The organism is Cupriavidus sp. 05T42, assembly GCF_056396345.1.
The window spans coordinates 1-16,683 of the sequence record NZ_JBFTLH010000020.1 but is presented as its reverse complement, the minus strand read 5'-3'; the positions used below and the strand labels follow the sequence as shown (position 1 = coordinate 16,683).

The window sequence follows — 16,683 nt, the reverse complement described above, 5'->3', positions numbered from 1 at the left end:
GGGTAACGGGTTACTGGGCGGAGGCGGGAGCCGKGGCAGCCTGGCCGATCTTCTGCAGATCGGCGCGCAGGCGTTCGGACAGCCCGGGGTCCTTGAGGATCTTCTCGAGCTCGCGGCGAAACATCGCGTTGTCGAGCAGGTTCGACTTGAGATCGCGCAGCAGATTGCGCGCCGCCATCAGCGCGCGCAGCTCGGGCACCTTGCCGGCGACTACCTCCGGCTTGAAGTCATCCATGGAATGGAAGTCGAGATCAACGGGCAGCTCGGAGCCATCGGCGGCGAGCGTGTTCTCGACGGCAATCTTCGCCCGCGGATTGAAGTCCGCCAGGACCGCATTGAAGTTGTTCTTGTTGATGGAAACCTTCTCCCGCTCCGCCAGCGCGCGGGTGTCCTGCCCATTACTGTAGTCGCCCATCACCAGCAGCTTCAGTGGCAATTCCACCTTCTTCTGCGCGCCGCCGGTATGCAAATCCAGCTTGATGTTGACCCGCGCCTTGGGCACTTCGTTCTGGAAGCTCTCTGCCATTCTCGATTCCTTCTCCAACAGGTTTTCAATCCGCACGGCACTCGATTCGTCGATCGCCGCATGGCCGGTAGACACGCAAGTGYGGGAGACTATCTTTTTTATTTCCCACTGTATTTAGGTGACTTCCTAAAATTCATCGGATTTTTGATCTTTTTTATCTAAATCAATAATTCGATCCAGTCCTATTTTCGTGAAAGCGACAAGACGGTAAGGTGCGGCGCGCAGGAGCATGTCGCTTGCGAAGCGACACGCCTGACCTGTTACGCCGGATTGCCCGGCCTTGGAGAGAGACGATGTCGGCTGGGGTAGCAACACTGAAGGCATACGGGGAAGCGCTGCTCAAGGGACTGGGCGGTGGCCAGCAGTCTTACTTCCTGAAGGTGCCGGGCGCGGAGACCGCCGTGGGTCTGTCGGTGGTGTCGTTCGAAGCGGTGGAGAAGCTCGGCGCTCCCTACGCCGTCACTGTCCAGCTTACGCATCCGCTGGAGCTTGAGCGCGCCAGCTACCTCGGCAAGCCCGCGACATTCGAGATCGACCCTGGTGATGGCACCGAGCCGCGCAAGTTCGCGGGTTGCATCACGCAGTTCTCCAAGACGAAGCAGACGCAGGATTTTCACGGCTACCAGATGGTGGTGGAACCGCTAGTGGCACGGCTTCGGCTGACCCAATCCACCCGCATCTACCAGCACCAGACCGCGCCCCAGATCATCGAGGCGATCCTGCGGCGGCACGAACTGGTTGGTCACCAGTTCGCTTTCAAGCTTCGGCGCGAGTACCCGCAGCACCCGTTCCGCTTGCAGTACCAGATGTCCGATTGGGACTTCATCCGGCTACTGATGGAGCAGGAAGGGCTCTATTCCTATTTCCTGCCGGGGAAATTCGGCGAGATGGTGGTGTTTGGCGACGACATCGACCATTACCTCTACAAGCCTGAATTGCGTGTGCCCTATCGGGAATCGGCCGGGCTTGAGGCCGGCATCGAAGCCGTCTTTGGCATTCGTACTAATGCTAAAACGGTCCCCGAATCGTTCCTCGTGGCAGATTACAACCCGGATCTGGCATGGGAACCCTTGAAGGGCGAAGCCAACGTCGCGAGGAAGGACAAGACCACTTACGGGCAACCGTATGTCTTCGGTACGCATCACCTTGATTTCGATGGTGCCAAATGGGAAGCGCAGCTTCGTCATGAGGCGGCGATGGCGTCTCAGGTCGAATACGAGGGCGAAAGCAACGTCCTGGAACTGCGTCCGGCGCGGATCCTAAGAATGGATCTCGACTTGCCCGACGCCCCAAACGGGCAGGTCATCACCGAAGTCACCCACACCGGCGCGCGCGATGCGGCGTATCGCAATACCTTCAAATCKATCCCATCCGATCGTCGCTTCCGGCTGCCGCTGGATGAGGCCAACTGGCCAAAGATCGCAGGCACGCTGAGCGCCCGCATTACCTCACCCAGCCAATACACGTACGCCTACCTGACGCAGCAGGGCTACTACACCGTCCGCTTCGACTTCGATTTCGAGAAATGGCCCGGTGGTGGTGAGTGCGTGCCACTGCGGCTGGCAAAGCCATTCGCCGGCGCATTCCAGAGAGGATTCCACTTTCCGCTGATCGACGGCACCGAAGCCGCCATCGCGTTCCGGGACGGGAACCCGAACAAGCCCTACATCGCTCATGTTCACCACAACAGCCGCCAGACGGACCTGATCACCAATCAGGACCGGTGGCTGTCGCGCAACGTCATCCGCACGCAAAGCGACAACAAGCTCGAGTTCGAGGACTGGGAGGGCCAGGAGCACGTCAAGCTGTCCACGGAGCATTCCGGCAAATCGCAGCTGACACTTGGCCATATGGTGGATGGGAAGTGGAGGAAGCGGGGGGAGGGGTTCGAGCTGCGGACCGATGCGGCGGGCAGCATCAGGAGCAAGGGACTCCTACTGAGTGCCGACGTCCGCAAGCGCGGTACCGGGCATCAGCTTGACATGCAGGAGGCGCTGTCCGAACTGCGTCTGGCGCTAGACCGAGTATCAGCGCTGGCGCACGCGACGACACAGGCTGGCGCGACACCGGCGGACAACACCACCCAGTCGGAACTACTTTCGGCCATGGACCAACTTAGGGGCGCAGGCATTCTCGCGACTGCACCCGGTGGAATTGCTTTCCTTACGCCCGAATCGATTCAGCATAGCGCAAGTGGAAACGTCATCTTGACATCCGGCAAACAGATCGATGTGAGCGCCGTGAGACGCTTCGCTGTCGCAGCCGGCGAATTAATCTCGTTATGCGCCCACAAGTTGGGGGTCAAGCTATTTGCTGCAAAGGGAAAAGTCGAAATCCAGGCGCAGACCGACGCGCTTGACTTGTTTTCCGCCAAGCGGTTGCACATTGCCAGCGCAGACGACGACGTCGTTGTGTCTGCACAAGGAAAACTCACCCTAATGTGCGATGGCGCCTACATCAGACTGGAGGGCGGAAGCATTGAAATCGGATGCCCGGGCGACTTCAACATCAAAAGCGCGTCCTTCAGCTATTCCGGGCCCGACAGGCTGGATGCTGTCTTACCTGTCTTGCCGATCAGTGAGCCGTTGTCCATCGGCAAATACCGCTTATCCGTCTAACACGCCATGATCATTAGTCCTCCGTTTCTACCTCTCACCGACAGTGCATCGGACCTGATGGATTGGGCCGATCGCCGCGAACAGCTTCATGGAACATATCCGATCTGCTCCGACCGGCGTTGGCACGGCGGCTGTCACTTGGCACCCGAACATCAGAACGATCCTGTGAGAGCGATTGCAGATGGGGAGGTTGTGGCCTATCGCGTCTGCCAGCACCCCGAAGGGCACGAGGGAGAAATCAGGGACACCAACACCGGATTCGTGCTTTTGCGGCATGAGAGCGAGACCGGTGAAGGGCGCGTGCTCCGATACTACTCCCTCTATATGCACCTTCGTCACCTCGGTGGATATGGCGGCAACTGCGATCCAGCTCGCCTGCCCGACTGGTTGCGCATGCCAACGGAGGCGAAAGCAGGCAAGGGCAAGCGAGTCCACCGAAAGGAGATACTAGGCTGGACAGGGCGATGCGATGGAGCCATGTATCTTCATTTCGAGATCTTCATGACAACGGCGGATTTCGAGACCTATTTCAGTGGCACGCAGCTTGGTCAGGCAGCGCCGACGACGCCATCTGGGACGGACTATTGGGGAAACAGCTATTACGTTTTGCCCAGAGGCACTCCGATTCTCCCGCAACCACCCGGCACGATAGGAAACAGGTTAAAGGGCATTGATTTTCCTCCGCTGAAGGGTATTGCGGCGACCGAGCGGGAGCTTTACATCGAAGTCTGTTTCCATCTCGGGAAGAAGGTTACTCGCGTATGGCGCGATAACGGAAATGGTGTGCGTACGCTCCTGACCACAGCTCCTATTAAGGAGACAGACTACGAGTACAACATGCATCAGCGTGCCTCCTCGTTATACCCGGCCTGCCCTAGCGACGGGTACGAGCTGTTGCGCTTTGGAAGAATTTTAAGCCGGCCGGCAACGCTACCATCGGCTGCGAGGACAACTTGGTTTCGCGTTGCGTTCGATGAGAACGCGGAAGGGTATGTTGATGTCAACGATCCACGTATCCAAAAACTCTCTGACGCAGATTTTCCTATATTCGCAGGATGGCAAACGGTACGCKAGACAACCGGTCCGTTCACACAGGATGGCCTGTGCGATATCGAGTCACTTAAGGCACTACTTAAGCAAAAAAACCCTGAACACAACCCGTATATAGGAACGTCCGCGGACAAGGAACTGCGCTACTACGTGCACATGGGCGACGACGTAAAAAGGAAGCTAAAAGGGTTAGTTTGCGAAATGCCATCGGAGTGGGACGGCACGAACAACGACGCACGCTATCGCAAAATCAAGGAAAGGGGAGAGTTCTACGCCGGCAATGAAAGCGGCTACGAAAGGTTCATTAGACTACATGAGAAGTGCCAGTTTTGGGGTAAAACAGGCTTGCCACCTACGGCGTCGGATCGGCTTTGGTTCTTCCACCCCCTAAGCTTTATCAGACATTTTCGCAAATGTGCGTKGCTTGGTTCAAAAGAGTTCGCTCAGATATATCCGAACAAGTCCCATCCGAAAACGGATTTGGAAAGCCTCCGCGCAGAGTATCTCACTMCCCTCAATTTCGCAACGAGGAAGTTTGGCATTACCACGCCTACGCGGCTAGCGCATTTCCTTGGACAAGGCGCAGTGGAAAGTGCACATCTCACGCAGATGCAGGAACTCAGTATGACCGGGGATATGAAGCCCGACGGTTTATATGGCAGCGAATTGAATCGCCTCTCGCGATCACGTGAATCTGACCTCGGCCATTGGTATGGAGAGCACCCAGCAGAGCACGACCCTTGGTATGGGTCAACAAAGTTCAACAGCAAGGGAACACGTATTGCTAGCTCCTACGACTGGAGGAATGGAAACTGCGATTTCGAGGATGCACAGAAGTTCCGAGGCCGTGGATTCAAACAGCTTACCGGGAGGAGTAATTATGCCGACTACTGGGTATTTCGAGGATGGAATTCCGAAGAATTCTCTCGCAGTTGGTGGACCGACCCCTCGTTCAAAGCAAAAAATCGAACAGGGATGAAATTGAAGCCAATCGTTATAAATAACCCACACCGGGTGGCCCTGCCGGAAAATTGTATAGATAGCGGGGCTTTCTATATGAGATTTTGCCGTCCCAACGTCTTTATTAATATCGACAAGGATAGATCTTCTCTCGCATTCTCTGCCGTGGCTATTTCCGCTGAGAAGAAAATTTCCACCGCGGTCACAGTATCCATTAACGGCGGAAGACTCGCTGAAGACGAACGTTTTAAATTTACTCGTGCCGCAAAATTGATACTGGGTTGATATGAGCGACGCATTCCTTACCTCCGTCATTACAACATGCCTTCTGATTCCAGCGCTTTCATGCGCAGCCACTGAATATGAGGCCTCGGGGGATAAAATCACCATACGTACTGACGGCTCGTCCCAAACATGCTTGTTGTCCGATTCAGCAAATTTCGCTACGACAAGTCACGACGGATCAGCAGTGATTATTTCCGCACGAGGGTACCTGAGCCGAGAAAATTTGGAGAACTGCGAGATTGATGTGCCTGTCCGTGTGAACACGATTCCGGAAGGGGTTGGATTTCTGACGGACATTAACTTAGAAAAGGAAATCTATATTTCCTTGGATTTCGTAAGTGTGCGACCGTTCTTATATCTAGCAACGGTCGCTCGCATCGGCACGACCAAAAATCTCGTATCAATTGCGGGATCATATTCACCCAACAAGCGAATGTCTGAGTTGACAAAGCATGCCTTTCAGAATGATGGAATTGCAGGGTCTTCGATCATATCTCCGAGCGGAGATTATGTTGCCCCATCGGGTTCAATCGACTGCGATCCGCAGGCGTTTCCGGGAGTGTGGGACGTCAAACACAACAAACGTGTGTTCGCGACACCTGAGGTTTGTAGCGAGTTGTTTAGGAAATCGAGAGGAAGAAATTAATGCGCGGAGCGGTCAGAGTCAGCGACAAACTCGAGAACGGCGGAACGGTGTTAGCCGGTTCCAGCGCCATGGTGTTCATGGGTMGTGGCATCGCACGGCAAGGAGATCCGGCGCGATGCAACGTTCATGGCGACACCTGTATCGCCGAAGGCGATCGCGCCTTCACCGATAAAGGCAAACCCATCGCGCTGCATCTCCATAAATGCGCGTGTGGCTGTCGCCTGATCTCGTCGCTTATGACGGCAGGGAAGGGGTAAGCCATGCCAATCGACTATGCCAAAGCCGGCTCCGACATGATGTTTCCCGATCGAACCCGTCCACGGCAATGGGTATTGCTCTGGGCACTTTGCACGGCAATGGGAGCGGCAGTCGTCGTGCTCTTGTGGCCAACCGGGAGGCCCGCACAGGGCCCCCAATTCTGGTTCGCCATCCTCGCTGCGCCCCAGATCGTTTTTGCATTAGTGCTGGGATGGTTTCGTCACAGCTATGAAAGCGCGTATCTGGCGGCGCTGTATCACAACCAACATCGGGAGGAATACCTGCACCGGTTGGTTTCACGCTCGCAAGTGCCGTTGCATATTATCGCATCGTCTCACTGTGTACCGAGTCCGGACCTGTCCCTTGTCGACGTTCTGCACCCGGGTAAGGTGCAACTCGCAGCGCGGCCCGTGCGTATGGGTGCCGATTTGGTACGTCATAGCCCGTTGCCAGAATGGGACGAGGAATTGAATGTATCCAAGCAAGAGGGCGCCGATGCGACGGTGCTAGATCGCTTCGATGTGCTCCTGGAGAAGCTCCTGAATCCTGTCTTGGATACCCTCGTAGCATTGCATCGGCATGGTGGTCGCTACGCCCCCGAAATCCGGCTGATCAACGGCACGTCAGCKACAGCAAAGGACCGTTTGCAGCAACTGCGGCGCGTCTTGGACGCGAATGGCTTGACGGATCTCGATGCGCTTGTTGTCGACACCACGAGTATCCAATCGCTCCTGCTCGCGGATGAGTGGCTGGACCGCGAACCATCGACGCCCTTGCTCTTGCTCGCCACACAACTGCATGAATTCCCCCCGAAAGAGAGCGCCGAAGCGGGCGCAGCGCTGCTGATGGTTCCAGACAGCCTGGCACTTCCGAGTGATGTGCATTCAGTCGGCAGGCTCCATCGCCCCGTGACATGCCCATTGAGCGCACTGACGGAAGGGTTCGCCGAGGCACTCCGTGCAGGCTCCACCTCCCCAAGTGCGATCAAGCGCCTGTGGATCGCTGGCGTCGAAAGCGATGCGGATGCGGCCGTCGCGAGGGGCTTGGCGGACGCCGGTCTCACCCAACTATCAGACCCCGGCAGTCAGCATCACCTTGATCGCATTCTCGGTCATGCAGGCGCGGCGGCGGGATGGATCGCCGTTTGTGGTGCGATCGAATCGGAGGACACCGGCCCCCAGCTGGTATTGACCGAAGGTGGCGACATGCAGCTCGCCGTCGTCTATTCAGTGGCAAGGAAATTGGAATCAGATGTCAATGTCTAGCGATGTACCGCACCAAGGCACTGCAGGGGCAGCGCCGATCCTCTCATGGGGCTTCCTGTTGGTCGTGGCGTCGTTGGCCATATTCGGCTTGGCCGCAATCTGGCTTTGGGGCGATGACCTGGGCTGGCCGACCACTGCGTCGAAGAAGACGGCCACGCTGTGGCTCGTTGCGATCGTGACATCGGCGATGGCGATTCATGCGCTCGCTTCTCGCGTGGGTGCCTATCGGGCCGCAGGTTGGCTGTTTCGACAGCGGACTAACATCGGTCGGACGTCAGACACCAAGACGAGTGCAAGCCCGGCTTCGCGGCTGCGTGATCTTCGGAACGAGCTATCCCGCGACCACGGATACCGTTGGCGGCATCGCCAGCCCTGGCTGCTGCTGACTGGAGATGATACGGCGATTGCGCGACTCGTTCCCAATGCCGAGGAACGCCGCTGGACGGTCACCCCCAACGCGGTACTGCTGTGGCATCGGCCGACCGAGGCTGGCCAAGCGGACGCCGACTGGCTGAAGCAAGTGTGCCGGCTGCGACGCCATCGCCCGGTGGACGCAATTGTGCTGATTACTAATGGCGGGGAGGAAGGGAAACCGTCATCACAAGGTGGCACACATCGGCACGTCGCTTCATTAACCCACATCGGGAGGGTGCTGCGCTGGTCCGCGCCGGTCTACGCGCTTGACATTACGCAATCGCATGCCACGGCCAAGCCCGATGCAGCGGTGGTCGCTTGCGAATGGAGCCAATTTGCGGATGCCGAAGCCTGCAAGAGATCGTTGGAGACCCTACGCCACACCCTCGCCCGCCGTGGCACCGCACAGCTGACCGCTGACCACACAGACCGCTACATGGCGACCCTGTCCCAACAACTCGACAAGCGCATCAGCGAGTTGGCCGAATGGGCGGCGGGGCTGACGAATTCGCGCAGCAGCCCTGTTCCGCTTGCCGGGATGGTGTTTTCTCCCTATCCAAACTCCGATACCACCACCCACCTCCCCCTCTGGCAACACATCGCCGATTCCGCCCGCCGTCATKCCGGCCGGCGTGTCGGCTTCCATCCCGTTACCGTGCTCTCGACCATCGCCCTCGGCGCCATCGGGCTGTGGACGGCCGGGATGCTCCTTTCAGGCTTCCAGAACGCCCGCCACATCCACGCCGCGCAGTGGGCTATCGATGCCAACGCATCCGAGTTGAGCCCAGCCGGGCGCCTCCGCTCGCTTGTGGCGATGCAACACCAGATCGCACGCTACGAACCCCGCGCCGGTCATCACGCGCCGCTCACCACCCGCTTCGGCCTGAACCGCGACGCCGCCCTGCTTGCGGCCATGTGGAAGCCCTATGCGGCGGCCAGCCGCGAGCTTCTCGTCAGCCCGATTCAGCAGGATCTGGAGGATGTGCTCGTCGATCTCTCCCAGATGCCGGTGGATGGGCTCGACGCGCAGGCCAGCCAGTGGGCGCTGGACGGCCATCACACGCTCAAGACCTATCTGATGCTGGCCAACCCCGAGCGCGCCGAGCCAGACTTCCTCGGGCCGCAACTGGTCCGGCACTGGCAGACGGAGGCCCGTATCACGCCGGGCGAGCGGGACGATCTGGCGGAGCGGCTGCTCACGTTCCATGCCGCCCGCGTCAAGGCCCATCCCGACTGGCGCATCGAGGCGAGCCCCGAGCTGGTGGCCGGCGCGCGGCGCACGGTGCTGGCGGTCATCGGCCAGCGCAACGCGCAGGACACGATCTACCGTCAAGTGATCGACGGCATCGGCAACAAGTATCCGGATCAGACGCTGGTGTCGCTCACCCCCGGCACCGACGCGCGCGGGCTGGTCCGAGCCAATGCGCTGGTGCCCGGCGCCTACACCCGGCAGGCCTACGAGGGCCACGTGGCCGAAGCCATCGCGCGGGCCGCCAAGCGCACGGAAGTCGCCAGCGATTGGGTGCTGTCAGACGGCGATGCCCAGCAGTCGGCCAGCCCAAATGACTTGCAGGCCACGCTCACCGCCCAGTATTTCGCCGATTACGCCGAGCAGTGGCAGCGCTTCATGAACAGCCTCCAGTGGGAGCCCGCGCCCACGTTGCCGGCAGCCATCKACCAGTTGAAGCTGATGGCCGATGCGCGCCAGTCGCCCGTGATCGCGCTAATGAAGTCGCTCGATTACCAGGGCGGCGCGGGCGCGCGGAAGGACTCGCTGTCCGACACGCTCGTCGCCAAGGCGCAGGACATGCTCGGCAAGAAGGCTGCCAGCGCCGGGATCGTCAAACCCGACACCGCCGGCCCGCTGGGCCCGACCTTCGGGCCGATCCAGCGGCTGATGGCCGTTGGTGAAGGTGCCGGCGGCGACATGAGCCTGCAGCGCTTCCTCGATCGCGCGACGGCCCTGCGGTTGCGGCTCCAGCAGGTCAGCAACAGCCCGGACGCCGACGCCCAGGCCCGCCAGATGGCGCAGGCGCTGTTCCAGGGCAAGGGCTCGGAATTGGCCGATACCCAGGCGTACGCGCAACTGATTGCCGCAAGCCTCGGCGCCGAGTGGGCCGGGATGGGCGAGTCGCTGTTCGTGCGCCCCATCGCCCAGGCCACCCAGACCGTGCTCCAGCCGGCGCAGGCCAGCCTGAACGCCGCCTGGCGAGACAGCATCGCCATGGCATGGGGCCGCGCCTTCGCCGGCCGCTACCCGTTTGCGGATACCGCTAACGACGCCTCGCTGCCGGAACTGGCCCGCTTCCTGCGTCCGCAGGGCGGGCTGATCCACGGCTTTCTCACGGCCCAGCTCGCCGGCGTGCTCGAACTGCAGGGCGATGCGTGGCAGCCGGCGGCGTCGGGCGGGCACGCGCTCGCGTTCGATCCGGCCTTCCTTGCGGCGATCAACCGGCTCCAGCGCATCGGCACGCGGCTGCTCACGCAAGGCGAGCCCCGCTACCAGTTCGAGATGAAGCCGATTCCCACGCCGGGCCTGACCGATACGCTACTGACCCTCGACGGCCAGACCCTCCACTACTACAACCAGCGCGAACACTGGCAAGCCATGACGTGGCCGGCGAGCAACCTGGAGAACCCCGGCACCCGGCTCCAGTGGCAGGCCGAGACGGCCGGCACCAACAAGCACTATGAGTTCACCGGACGATGGGGCCTCGTCAGGATGCTCGAGCGGGCCAGCATCGAGCCGATCGACAGCGCCACGTTCCAGCTCACATGGCAGGGCCAGCCGGATAGCCCCGTCGTGGCTGCGGCGCCGGACCCCGACAGCCTCACCGCGCGCCCGGCCATGCAGCCGCCGGCCAAGGACGTCACCTACCCCATCCGCTACCAGTTGCGCACCGAGCTTGGCCATGGGCCGCTCGAACTGCTCTCGCTGCGCGATTTCGTGCTGCCGTCCCGGATCTTCCTCGACAAGCCCCAACCATCCACCACCAAGGGGAACGATGTTTAACCAGTTGCTCAACGCGCTGTTCGGCACGCGCGCGCCGTCGGATCTGGCCCGGGCGGCCATCGCGCGATGGGAACCGTGGCTGCGGCCCATCCGCCCCGATGCGCCCGCCGGGGACGACCCCSGCTACGACGACGATTTCCTCGCCATCAAGGACGAAGTCGCCAAGCTGTCCGATGTCAACGACACGCTGATTGTCGAGACGGCGGAGCGTCTGCTCCAGGGCACCGCCAAGGATGCGCGGCTCGCCGCCTACTATCTCTACGCGCGCATGCGGCGGGACGGTGCGGAGGGCATCGCGTCCGGCTTCGAGCTGCTGGCGGCGCTGGTGGACCGCTTCGGCACGCAACTGCTGCCCGTCCGGGCCGAAAGCCGCAAGGCGTCGCTCGAATGGCTCGCCAGCGCAACGTTCACGGATCGGCTCGATCGCGTGCACGGGCTGACCGGGCTGCCGCTGGAGCGCACGCTGTCGGCGCTGGCGCTGATCCTCGAGCGCACCGCGCAGTGGCCGGAGGCCGCCCGGCCGGCGCTGGACGCCCTCTTCCGGCGCTTCGAGGGCCGCGTGGAATCGCCCGCCGCCCATGACTCTGGCGCCGAGCCCGCGTCACCTGCAACGCCGATGGCGCTGCCCGCAGGCGACGTTTCCTCCTCGCGCGACCTGCTCGACCGCGCGCGCCAGATGGCCACGTTCCTGCGCGAGCAGCCGCAGGGCTATCTGGCCGCGTACCGGCTCATGCGCTGCGTCCGTTGGGACACCCTGACCGAGGCGCCGCCGCACGAGCCCAGCGGCAAGACGCGGCTGGTCGCCCCGCGCGCCGAGCTACGCGCCCAGCTCAAGCGCCTGCTGTTGCAGAAGCAGTGGCCGGAGTTGCTCGATCGACTTGAACGCGCCTTTGCGGAGGGCGCCAACCATTTCTGGCTGGACCTCCAGTACTACGCCTTCACGGCGCAGGATCAGGCCGGCGGCGACTACGCGCGCGTCCGGGACCTGCTGGCCACCGACTGCGCGCTGATGCTGGAGCGGCTGCCCGGCATCGAGCAACTGAGCTTTGCCGATGGCACGCCATTCGCCGACGACACCACGCTCGAGTGGATCGCGCGCCACGCCACCGTGCGCGATGTCGAGCGAGGCGAGGCCGTCGCGCCGGTGTCGGTCTCATCCGCCAGCACCGACTGGGCGGAAACCGAGGCCCAGGCCATCGATCTCTCCGCGCAGCAGAGTCTGGACGTGGCGTTCGCGTGGCTGCAAGGGCTGCCTTTGCCCGATGGCGAGCGCGACCGCTTCATCCGCCAACTGGTGATGGCGCGCGTGGCCGCCCGCGCGGACCGCGCCGATACGGCGCTGCACCTGCTCGCCACGCTGGAAGCCACCGCCGCGCGCTTCCAGCTGGCCGCGTGGGAGCCGGGCCTCGCGTTCGAGGCCAAGCAGCAACTGCTGCGGTTGCTCCGGGCGCGGCTGTCGCGCAAGGACGCCGACAAGCCCGCCATCGCCCACCGCATCGACACCCTGCTGGCCGATCTGATCGCCATCGACCCGGCGCGCGCCATCGCCACCGCCTAGCCCTTCCCGAGACATGAAGCACCCGACCCAAGACAACGAGATCCTGCGCTATTACGAAGCGGAGATGCGCTACCTGCGCGAAGCGGGCACCGAGTTCGCCCGGGCCTACCCGGACCGCGCGCGCATGCTGAACCTGGACCGCATCGGCGAGCGCGACCCGCACGTCGAGCGGCTGTTCGAGGGCTTCGCCTTCCTGATGGGCCGCCTGCGTCACAAACTGGACGATGAACTGCCGGAATTGACCGAGGGCCTCGTCAGCATGCTGTGGCCCCACTACCTGCGCATGATCCCGTCGCTCTCGATCATCGAAATGGCGCCGGCCATGGGCACGCTGCAACGCCACGAGGTGCTGCCTGCCGGGCTGGAAGTCGTCTCCGACCCGGTTGCGCTGGGCGCGCAGCCGGGGCAAGGCCAGAGCAGTCAGGCCGACAGCGTTGCCTGCATCTACCGCACCACGCAGGCTGTAGACCTGTATCCGCTGCGCCTGACCGAAGCGGCCACCTATACCCGCGAGGACGGCCGCTCGGTGATCCGCCTGCGGCTGGCGTTGCAGGCGCAGGCCAAGATCGCGCTGCTGGAGGTGCCACGCCTGCGGCTGTTTCTCCATGCCGACCGCCCCTTGGCGCTCGCGCTCTATGCCGCGCTGACCGCCAAACCGGTGGCGATGCACGTCCGGGTGCCGGGTCACCCGGCCGACCGCCCCGGCACGCCCCTCCCGATGCCGGGCCTGTCGCTGCGGCCCGCCGGCTTCGCGGCCGACGAGCGGCTGTGGCCCAAGCCGGACAACGCCTTCGGCGGCTACCAACTGATGCTCGAGTACTTCACGTTCCCCGAGAAGTTCATGTTCGTGGACCTGTTCGGGCTCGACCTCCCCGCCATCGCCCGGCTGGCGCCGGAGGCGGAACAGTTCGATGTCGAGGTCGTGCTCGCCCGGCCGTTCCCGGACGACCTGCGCTTCTCCGCCGAGAATGTGCGGCTGCATTGCGCGCCGATCATCAACCTGTTCGAACTCGAGGCTGACCCGGTCACTCTTACGCACTGCGAGACCGAGTACCGCGTGCGGGCGATGGCGCAGCATGGCCGGCATGTCGAGGCGTACTCGGTGGACACCGTGCGCGGCTTCGAGCCCGCCAGCGGCGAGCGCTTCGAGTACGCACCATTCGCGGCGTTCCGGCATCGCGGCGGCATGCTGCGGCACGAGATGCCCGAGCGCTACTTCCACACGCGCGTGCGGCGCGGGCCGTCAGGCCGGGTGGACACCTGGCTGGTGCTCGGCGGCCATGCCTGGGAGCAGCAGGACACGCTGCCCGAGGAAACGCTGTCCCTGTCCGTCACCGGCACCCACGGCATGCTGCCGCGCAAGGGCCTGCGCGAGGCTGGCATCACGCAGATGCGCGGTGGCTTCACCAACGTGGCGTCGATCCGCAACCTCACGGCGCCGACGCTGCCCGTCTATCCGCCCACCGGCGACCGCTTCCACTGGCGCGTGCTCTCGCATCTGGCGCCGAACTACCTCTCGCTGCTCGACGCGGAGGTGCTGCGCGGCACGCTGGCGCTCTATGACTGGACGGACGGCGAGACCAACCGGCAACGGATCGACGCCATCGCCGAGGTGCGGCACCGCCCCTTGCAAAAACTGGAGAGCGGCGGCCTGCTGCGCGGCGTGGAGATCGAGGTCTGGCTGGACAGCACGCGCTTTGCCGGCGCGGGCGACCTCGAACTGTTCGGCGAGATGCTGAACCGCTTCCTGTCGCTGTACGCCACGCTCAATCTCTACACGCGGCTCGTGATTGTCTCGCAACCGTCCGGACAGCGGCTGACGTGGCCGGACAGCAAGGGCCAGGGAGCGCCGTTTTGAACGCGCCGGAGACCGCGCCGGACAACCGGGCACCCCGCCGTCTGAGCGAGGCATTGCTGGCCGATGCCCCGCGCATGAACTTCTTCCGCCTGTGCGAGTTGATCGAGCTGGCGGCGCCAGGCCACCCGCCGCTCGGCACCACCGATTCGCCGGCCAATGAGCCGGTACGCTTCCGCTCGAACGGCCGGCTCGGCTTTCCGGGGCGCGAGATCGACGCCGTGGAGCGTGACCCGGACCACCCCGGCGCCCCGCCCGTAGTGCGCACCAACTTCCTGGGGTTGTATGGCGTCGATGCCCGTATGCCATCGTATTTCGTCGACGAAGTGGCCCAGCGGCGCGATGGCGCGGAGCCGCTGGCGGCCTTCCTCGACCTGTTCCACCACCGCATCGTCACGCAGTTCTATCGTGTGGCGCGCAAGTACCGCTACCCGCTGGGCTTCCGGCGCGACGGCGGCGACGAGGTATCCCGCTACCTGCTGAGCCTGCTCGGGCTCGGTCTTGGCGGGTCCGCCGTCAGCAACACCGTGCCCACCCAGAAGCTGCTGTCGATGCTGGGGCTGGCCAGCCAGCGCACCCGCACGGCCGAGGGCCTGGCCGGCGTGCTGCAACACGCGGTGCCAGACGCCGGCGTGCGCGTGGATGAGTTCCATCCGGTCTGGACCCGCCTGCCGGCCGGCGCCGACGAACGCCGGCCGCTCGGGCAGAACTGCGTGCTCGGGCGCGGTTTTTTCGATCGCGCGAATGCCGTGCGGGTGGTCATCACGCCCCGTACGGCGGACCTCGTGCAGGGCCTGATGCCCGGCCACGCCCAGCACCGGGAGGTGATGGCCCTGTTGCGCTTCTACCTTGGGCACACCGCGCATGCCTGTATCGAAATGCACGTGCGCACGTCGCTGATGCCGGCGCCGGCGCTGAACGACGGGGCGGTGCGGCTGGGCTACTCCACCCAGCTGCCCGCGCMCGAGGAAGCCGTGACCCGGGTGCAACTGGGCATCTGGAACGGCATCGTCCAGCCCGCCGCCCGCCCCGAACGCCACTCCTCCAGCCACCACTAATCATGAAGACAAACACGATGAGACAGCCGTTCCGCACCGGGGCGATGTGCCTGTTCGCCACCCTCGCCACCAGCCTTGCCGGATGCGGCATCGGCCAGGCCGTGAAAGACAACACCGTGGACGCCGCGAAGTGGGCCTTCACCACGCAGGTCAAGACGATGAATCTCGACCTCGCCAGCCGGTCGTCGCTGAACGCCACCGACGCCGGGAAATCGTTGTCGACGGTGGTCCGGGTCTACCAGTTGAAGACGCCCGACGCCTTCCGCGAACTAAGCTACGCCCAGCTCCAGACCAACGACCTGGCAGCGCTGAAGCCCGACCTGCTGGCGCAGCGCGATGTCGTCCTGCGCCCGGACGAGCGGGTCAGCCTGGCCGAGCCGATGCATGCCGATGCCGAGTTCGTCGGCATCGTCGCCCTGTTCCGCAACCCGGACGAGGCAGCCGGCTGGAAGCTGGTGGTGCCCCGGCGGCAATGGAAGCAGACCGATCCGGTCAGGGTGGAAGTGCGCGCCAATACGCTGGCGCTGACTGCGCCGGCGAAGGGGTAGTTAGCGGATCGCTAAAGGGTAGCCCCCGGGCGGCGGCCATGTATCCCCCAATGTCCGCGTATCATCGACGCTCTTCGCCCCCCTGATGCCCCCGGATTCACCATGCCTGACCATTCGTTGCTGTCTGCCCTGCTCATCTTCGGACTTGGAGGGCTGCTCGGCGGGGTCGGAGGCTTGTTCGGCATCGGCGGCGGGCTGATCGCCATTCCGGCCCTCGGCCTGCTCTACGGGATGGACCAGCAGCTCGCCCAGGGCACCTCGCTGGTGATGATCGCGCCCAACGTGGTCATCGGCTTCTGGCAGTACCGCAAGCGGGCCGATATCGAACTGCGCACCGCCATCGTGCTCGGCCTCTCGGCCGTGCTGGCCACCTACTTCTCCGCCCGGCTGKCCACCGCCATGGACGCCCAGCTACTGCGCCGGATCTTCGCGATCTTCATGATCGGCCTTGCCCTGTATTTTTTGTGGCGCCTGATGCCGGGCCGGGCCGTGACCCAGCAGCAGGCGCGGCTGTCATCGCGCTGGATTCCGGCTGTGGGCGTGGTGGGTGGGCTCTTCTCGGGCTTCTTCAGCGTGGGCGGCGGCGTGGTGGCCGCGCCGGCGCTGGTCGGCCTGTTCGGCATGCGGCA

Annotated in this window: 12 protein-coding genes; 11 read left to right on the top strand and 1 reads right to left on the bottom strand. The window is 63.2% G+C overall.

Going from position 1 to position 16,683, the window contains the following annotated elements:
- Window positions 1–10: 10 nt before the first annotated feature.
- Window positions 11–526 carry a type VI secretion system contractile sheath small subunit gene (tssB, locus tag AC1EJR_RS22205; RefSeq protein ID WP_477147582.1) on the bottom strand — a complete coding sequence of 172 codons (516 nt, stop codon included), beginning with the start codon at window positions 524–526 and terminating at the stop codon, window positions 11–13.
- A gap of 293 nt (window positions 527–819) precedes the next feature.
- On the opposite strand from tssB, the gene AC1EJR_RS22200 reads away from it, so the two are divergent.
- The 11 genes from AC1EJR_RS22200 to AC1EJR_RS22150 all read left to right on the top strand — a co-directional run.
- Window positions 820–3,144: a type VI secretion system Vgr family protein gene (locus AC1EJR_RS22200; protein WP_477113722.1), complete on the top strand. Its 2,325-nt coding sequence runs from the start codon at window positions 820–822 to the stop codon at window positions 3,142–3,144.
- 6 nt (window positions 3,145–3,150) lie between these two features.
- Window positions 3,151–5,439, top strand: coding sequence for a peptidase M23 (locus AC1EJR_RS22195; RefSeq protein ID WP_477147556.1), 2,289 nt, complete (start codon window positions 3,151–3,153; stop codon window positions 5,437–5,439).
- Between the two features lies 1 nt (window position 5,440).
- The gene (locus AC1EJR_RS22190) at window positions 5,441–6,085 is read left to right on the top strand and encodes a hypothetical protein (RefSeq protein WP_477113720.1); all 645 of its coding nucleotides are present in this window, start codon (window positions 5,441–5,443) and stop codon (window positions 6,083–6,085) included.
- Entirely contained in the window at window positions 6,085–6,342 is a 258-nt protein-coding gene (locus AC1EJR_RS22185) for a PAAR domain-containing protein (RefSeq protein WP_477147555.1), read from the top strand. Before AC1EJR_RS22190 ends, AC1EJR_RS22185 begins: the two co-directional genes overlap by 1 nt.
- Window positions 6,343–6,345: 3 nt before the next feature.
- Window positions 6,346–7,608: a hypothetical protein gene (locus AC1EJR_RS22180; protein WP_477113719.1), complete on the top strand. Its 1,263-nt coding sequence runs from the start codon at window positions 6,346–6,348 to the stop codon at window positions 7,606–7,608.
- Between the two features lie 850 nt (window positions 7,609–8,458).
- The gene (locus tag AC1EJR_RS22175) at window positions 8,459–11,035 is read left to right on the top strand and encodes an ImcF-related family protein (protein ID WP_477147554.1); all 2,577 of its coding nucleotides are present in this window, start codon (window positions 8,459–8,461) and stop codon (window positions 11,033–11,035) included.
- The gene (gene tssA, locus AC1EJR_RS22170) at window positions 11,028–12,593 is read left to right on the top strand and encodes a type VI secretion system protein TssA (RefSeq protein ID WP_477147553.1); all 1,566 of its coding nucleotides are present in this window, start codon (window positions 11,028–11,030) and stop codon (window positions 12,591–12,593) included. Before AC1EJR_RS22175 ends, tssA begins: the two co-directional genes overlap by 8 nt.
- Before the next feature lie 13 nt (window positions 12,594–12,606).
- Window positions 12,607–14,451 carry a type VI secretion system baseplate subunit TssF gene (tssF, locus tag AC1EJR_RS22165; RefSeq protein WP_477113717.1) on the top strand — a complete coding sequence of 615 codons (1,845 nt, stop codon included), beginning with the start codon at window positions 12,607–12,609 and terminating at the stop codon, window positions 14,449–14,451.
- A 74-nt stretch (window positions 14,452–14,525) separates the two neighbouring features.
- The gene (gene tssG, locus AC1EJR_RS22160; RefSeq protein WP_477147581.1) at window positions 14,526–15,506 is read left to right on the top strand and encodes a type VI secretion system baseplate subunit TssG; all 981 of its coding nucleotides are present in this window, start codon (window positions 14,526–14,528) and stop codon (window positions 15,504–15,506) included.
- A 17-nt stretch (window positions 15,507–15,523) separates the two neighbouring features.
- Window positions 15,524–16,054 carry a type VI secretion system lipoprotein TssJ gene (gene tssJ / locus AC1EJR_RS22155; RefSeq protein WP_477105119.1) on the top strand — a complete coding sequence of 177 codons (531 nt, stop codon included), beginning with the start codon at window positions 15,524–15,526 and terminating at the stop codon, window positions 16,052–16,054.
- Window positions 16,055–16,156: 102 nt separating this feature from the next.
- Window positions 16,157–16,683, top strand: a 527-nt coding sequence (locus tag AC1EJR_RS22150) for a sulfite exporter TauE/SafE family protein (RefSeq protein WP_477147552.1), incomplete at its 3' end; no start/stop codon positions are given.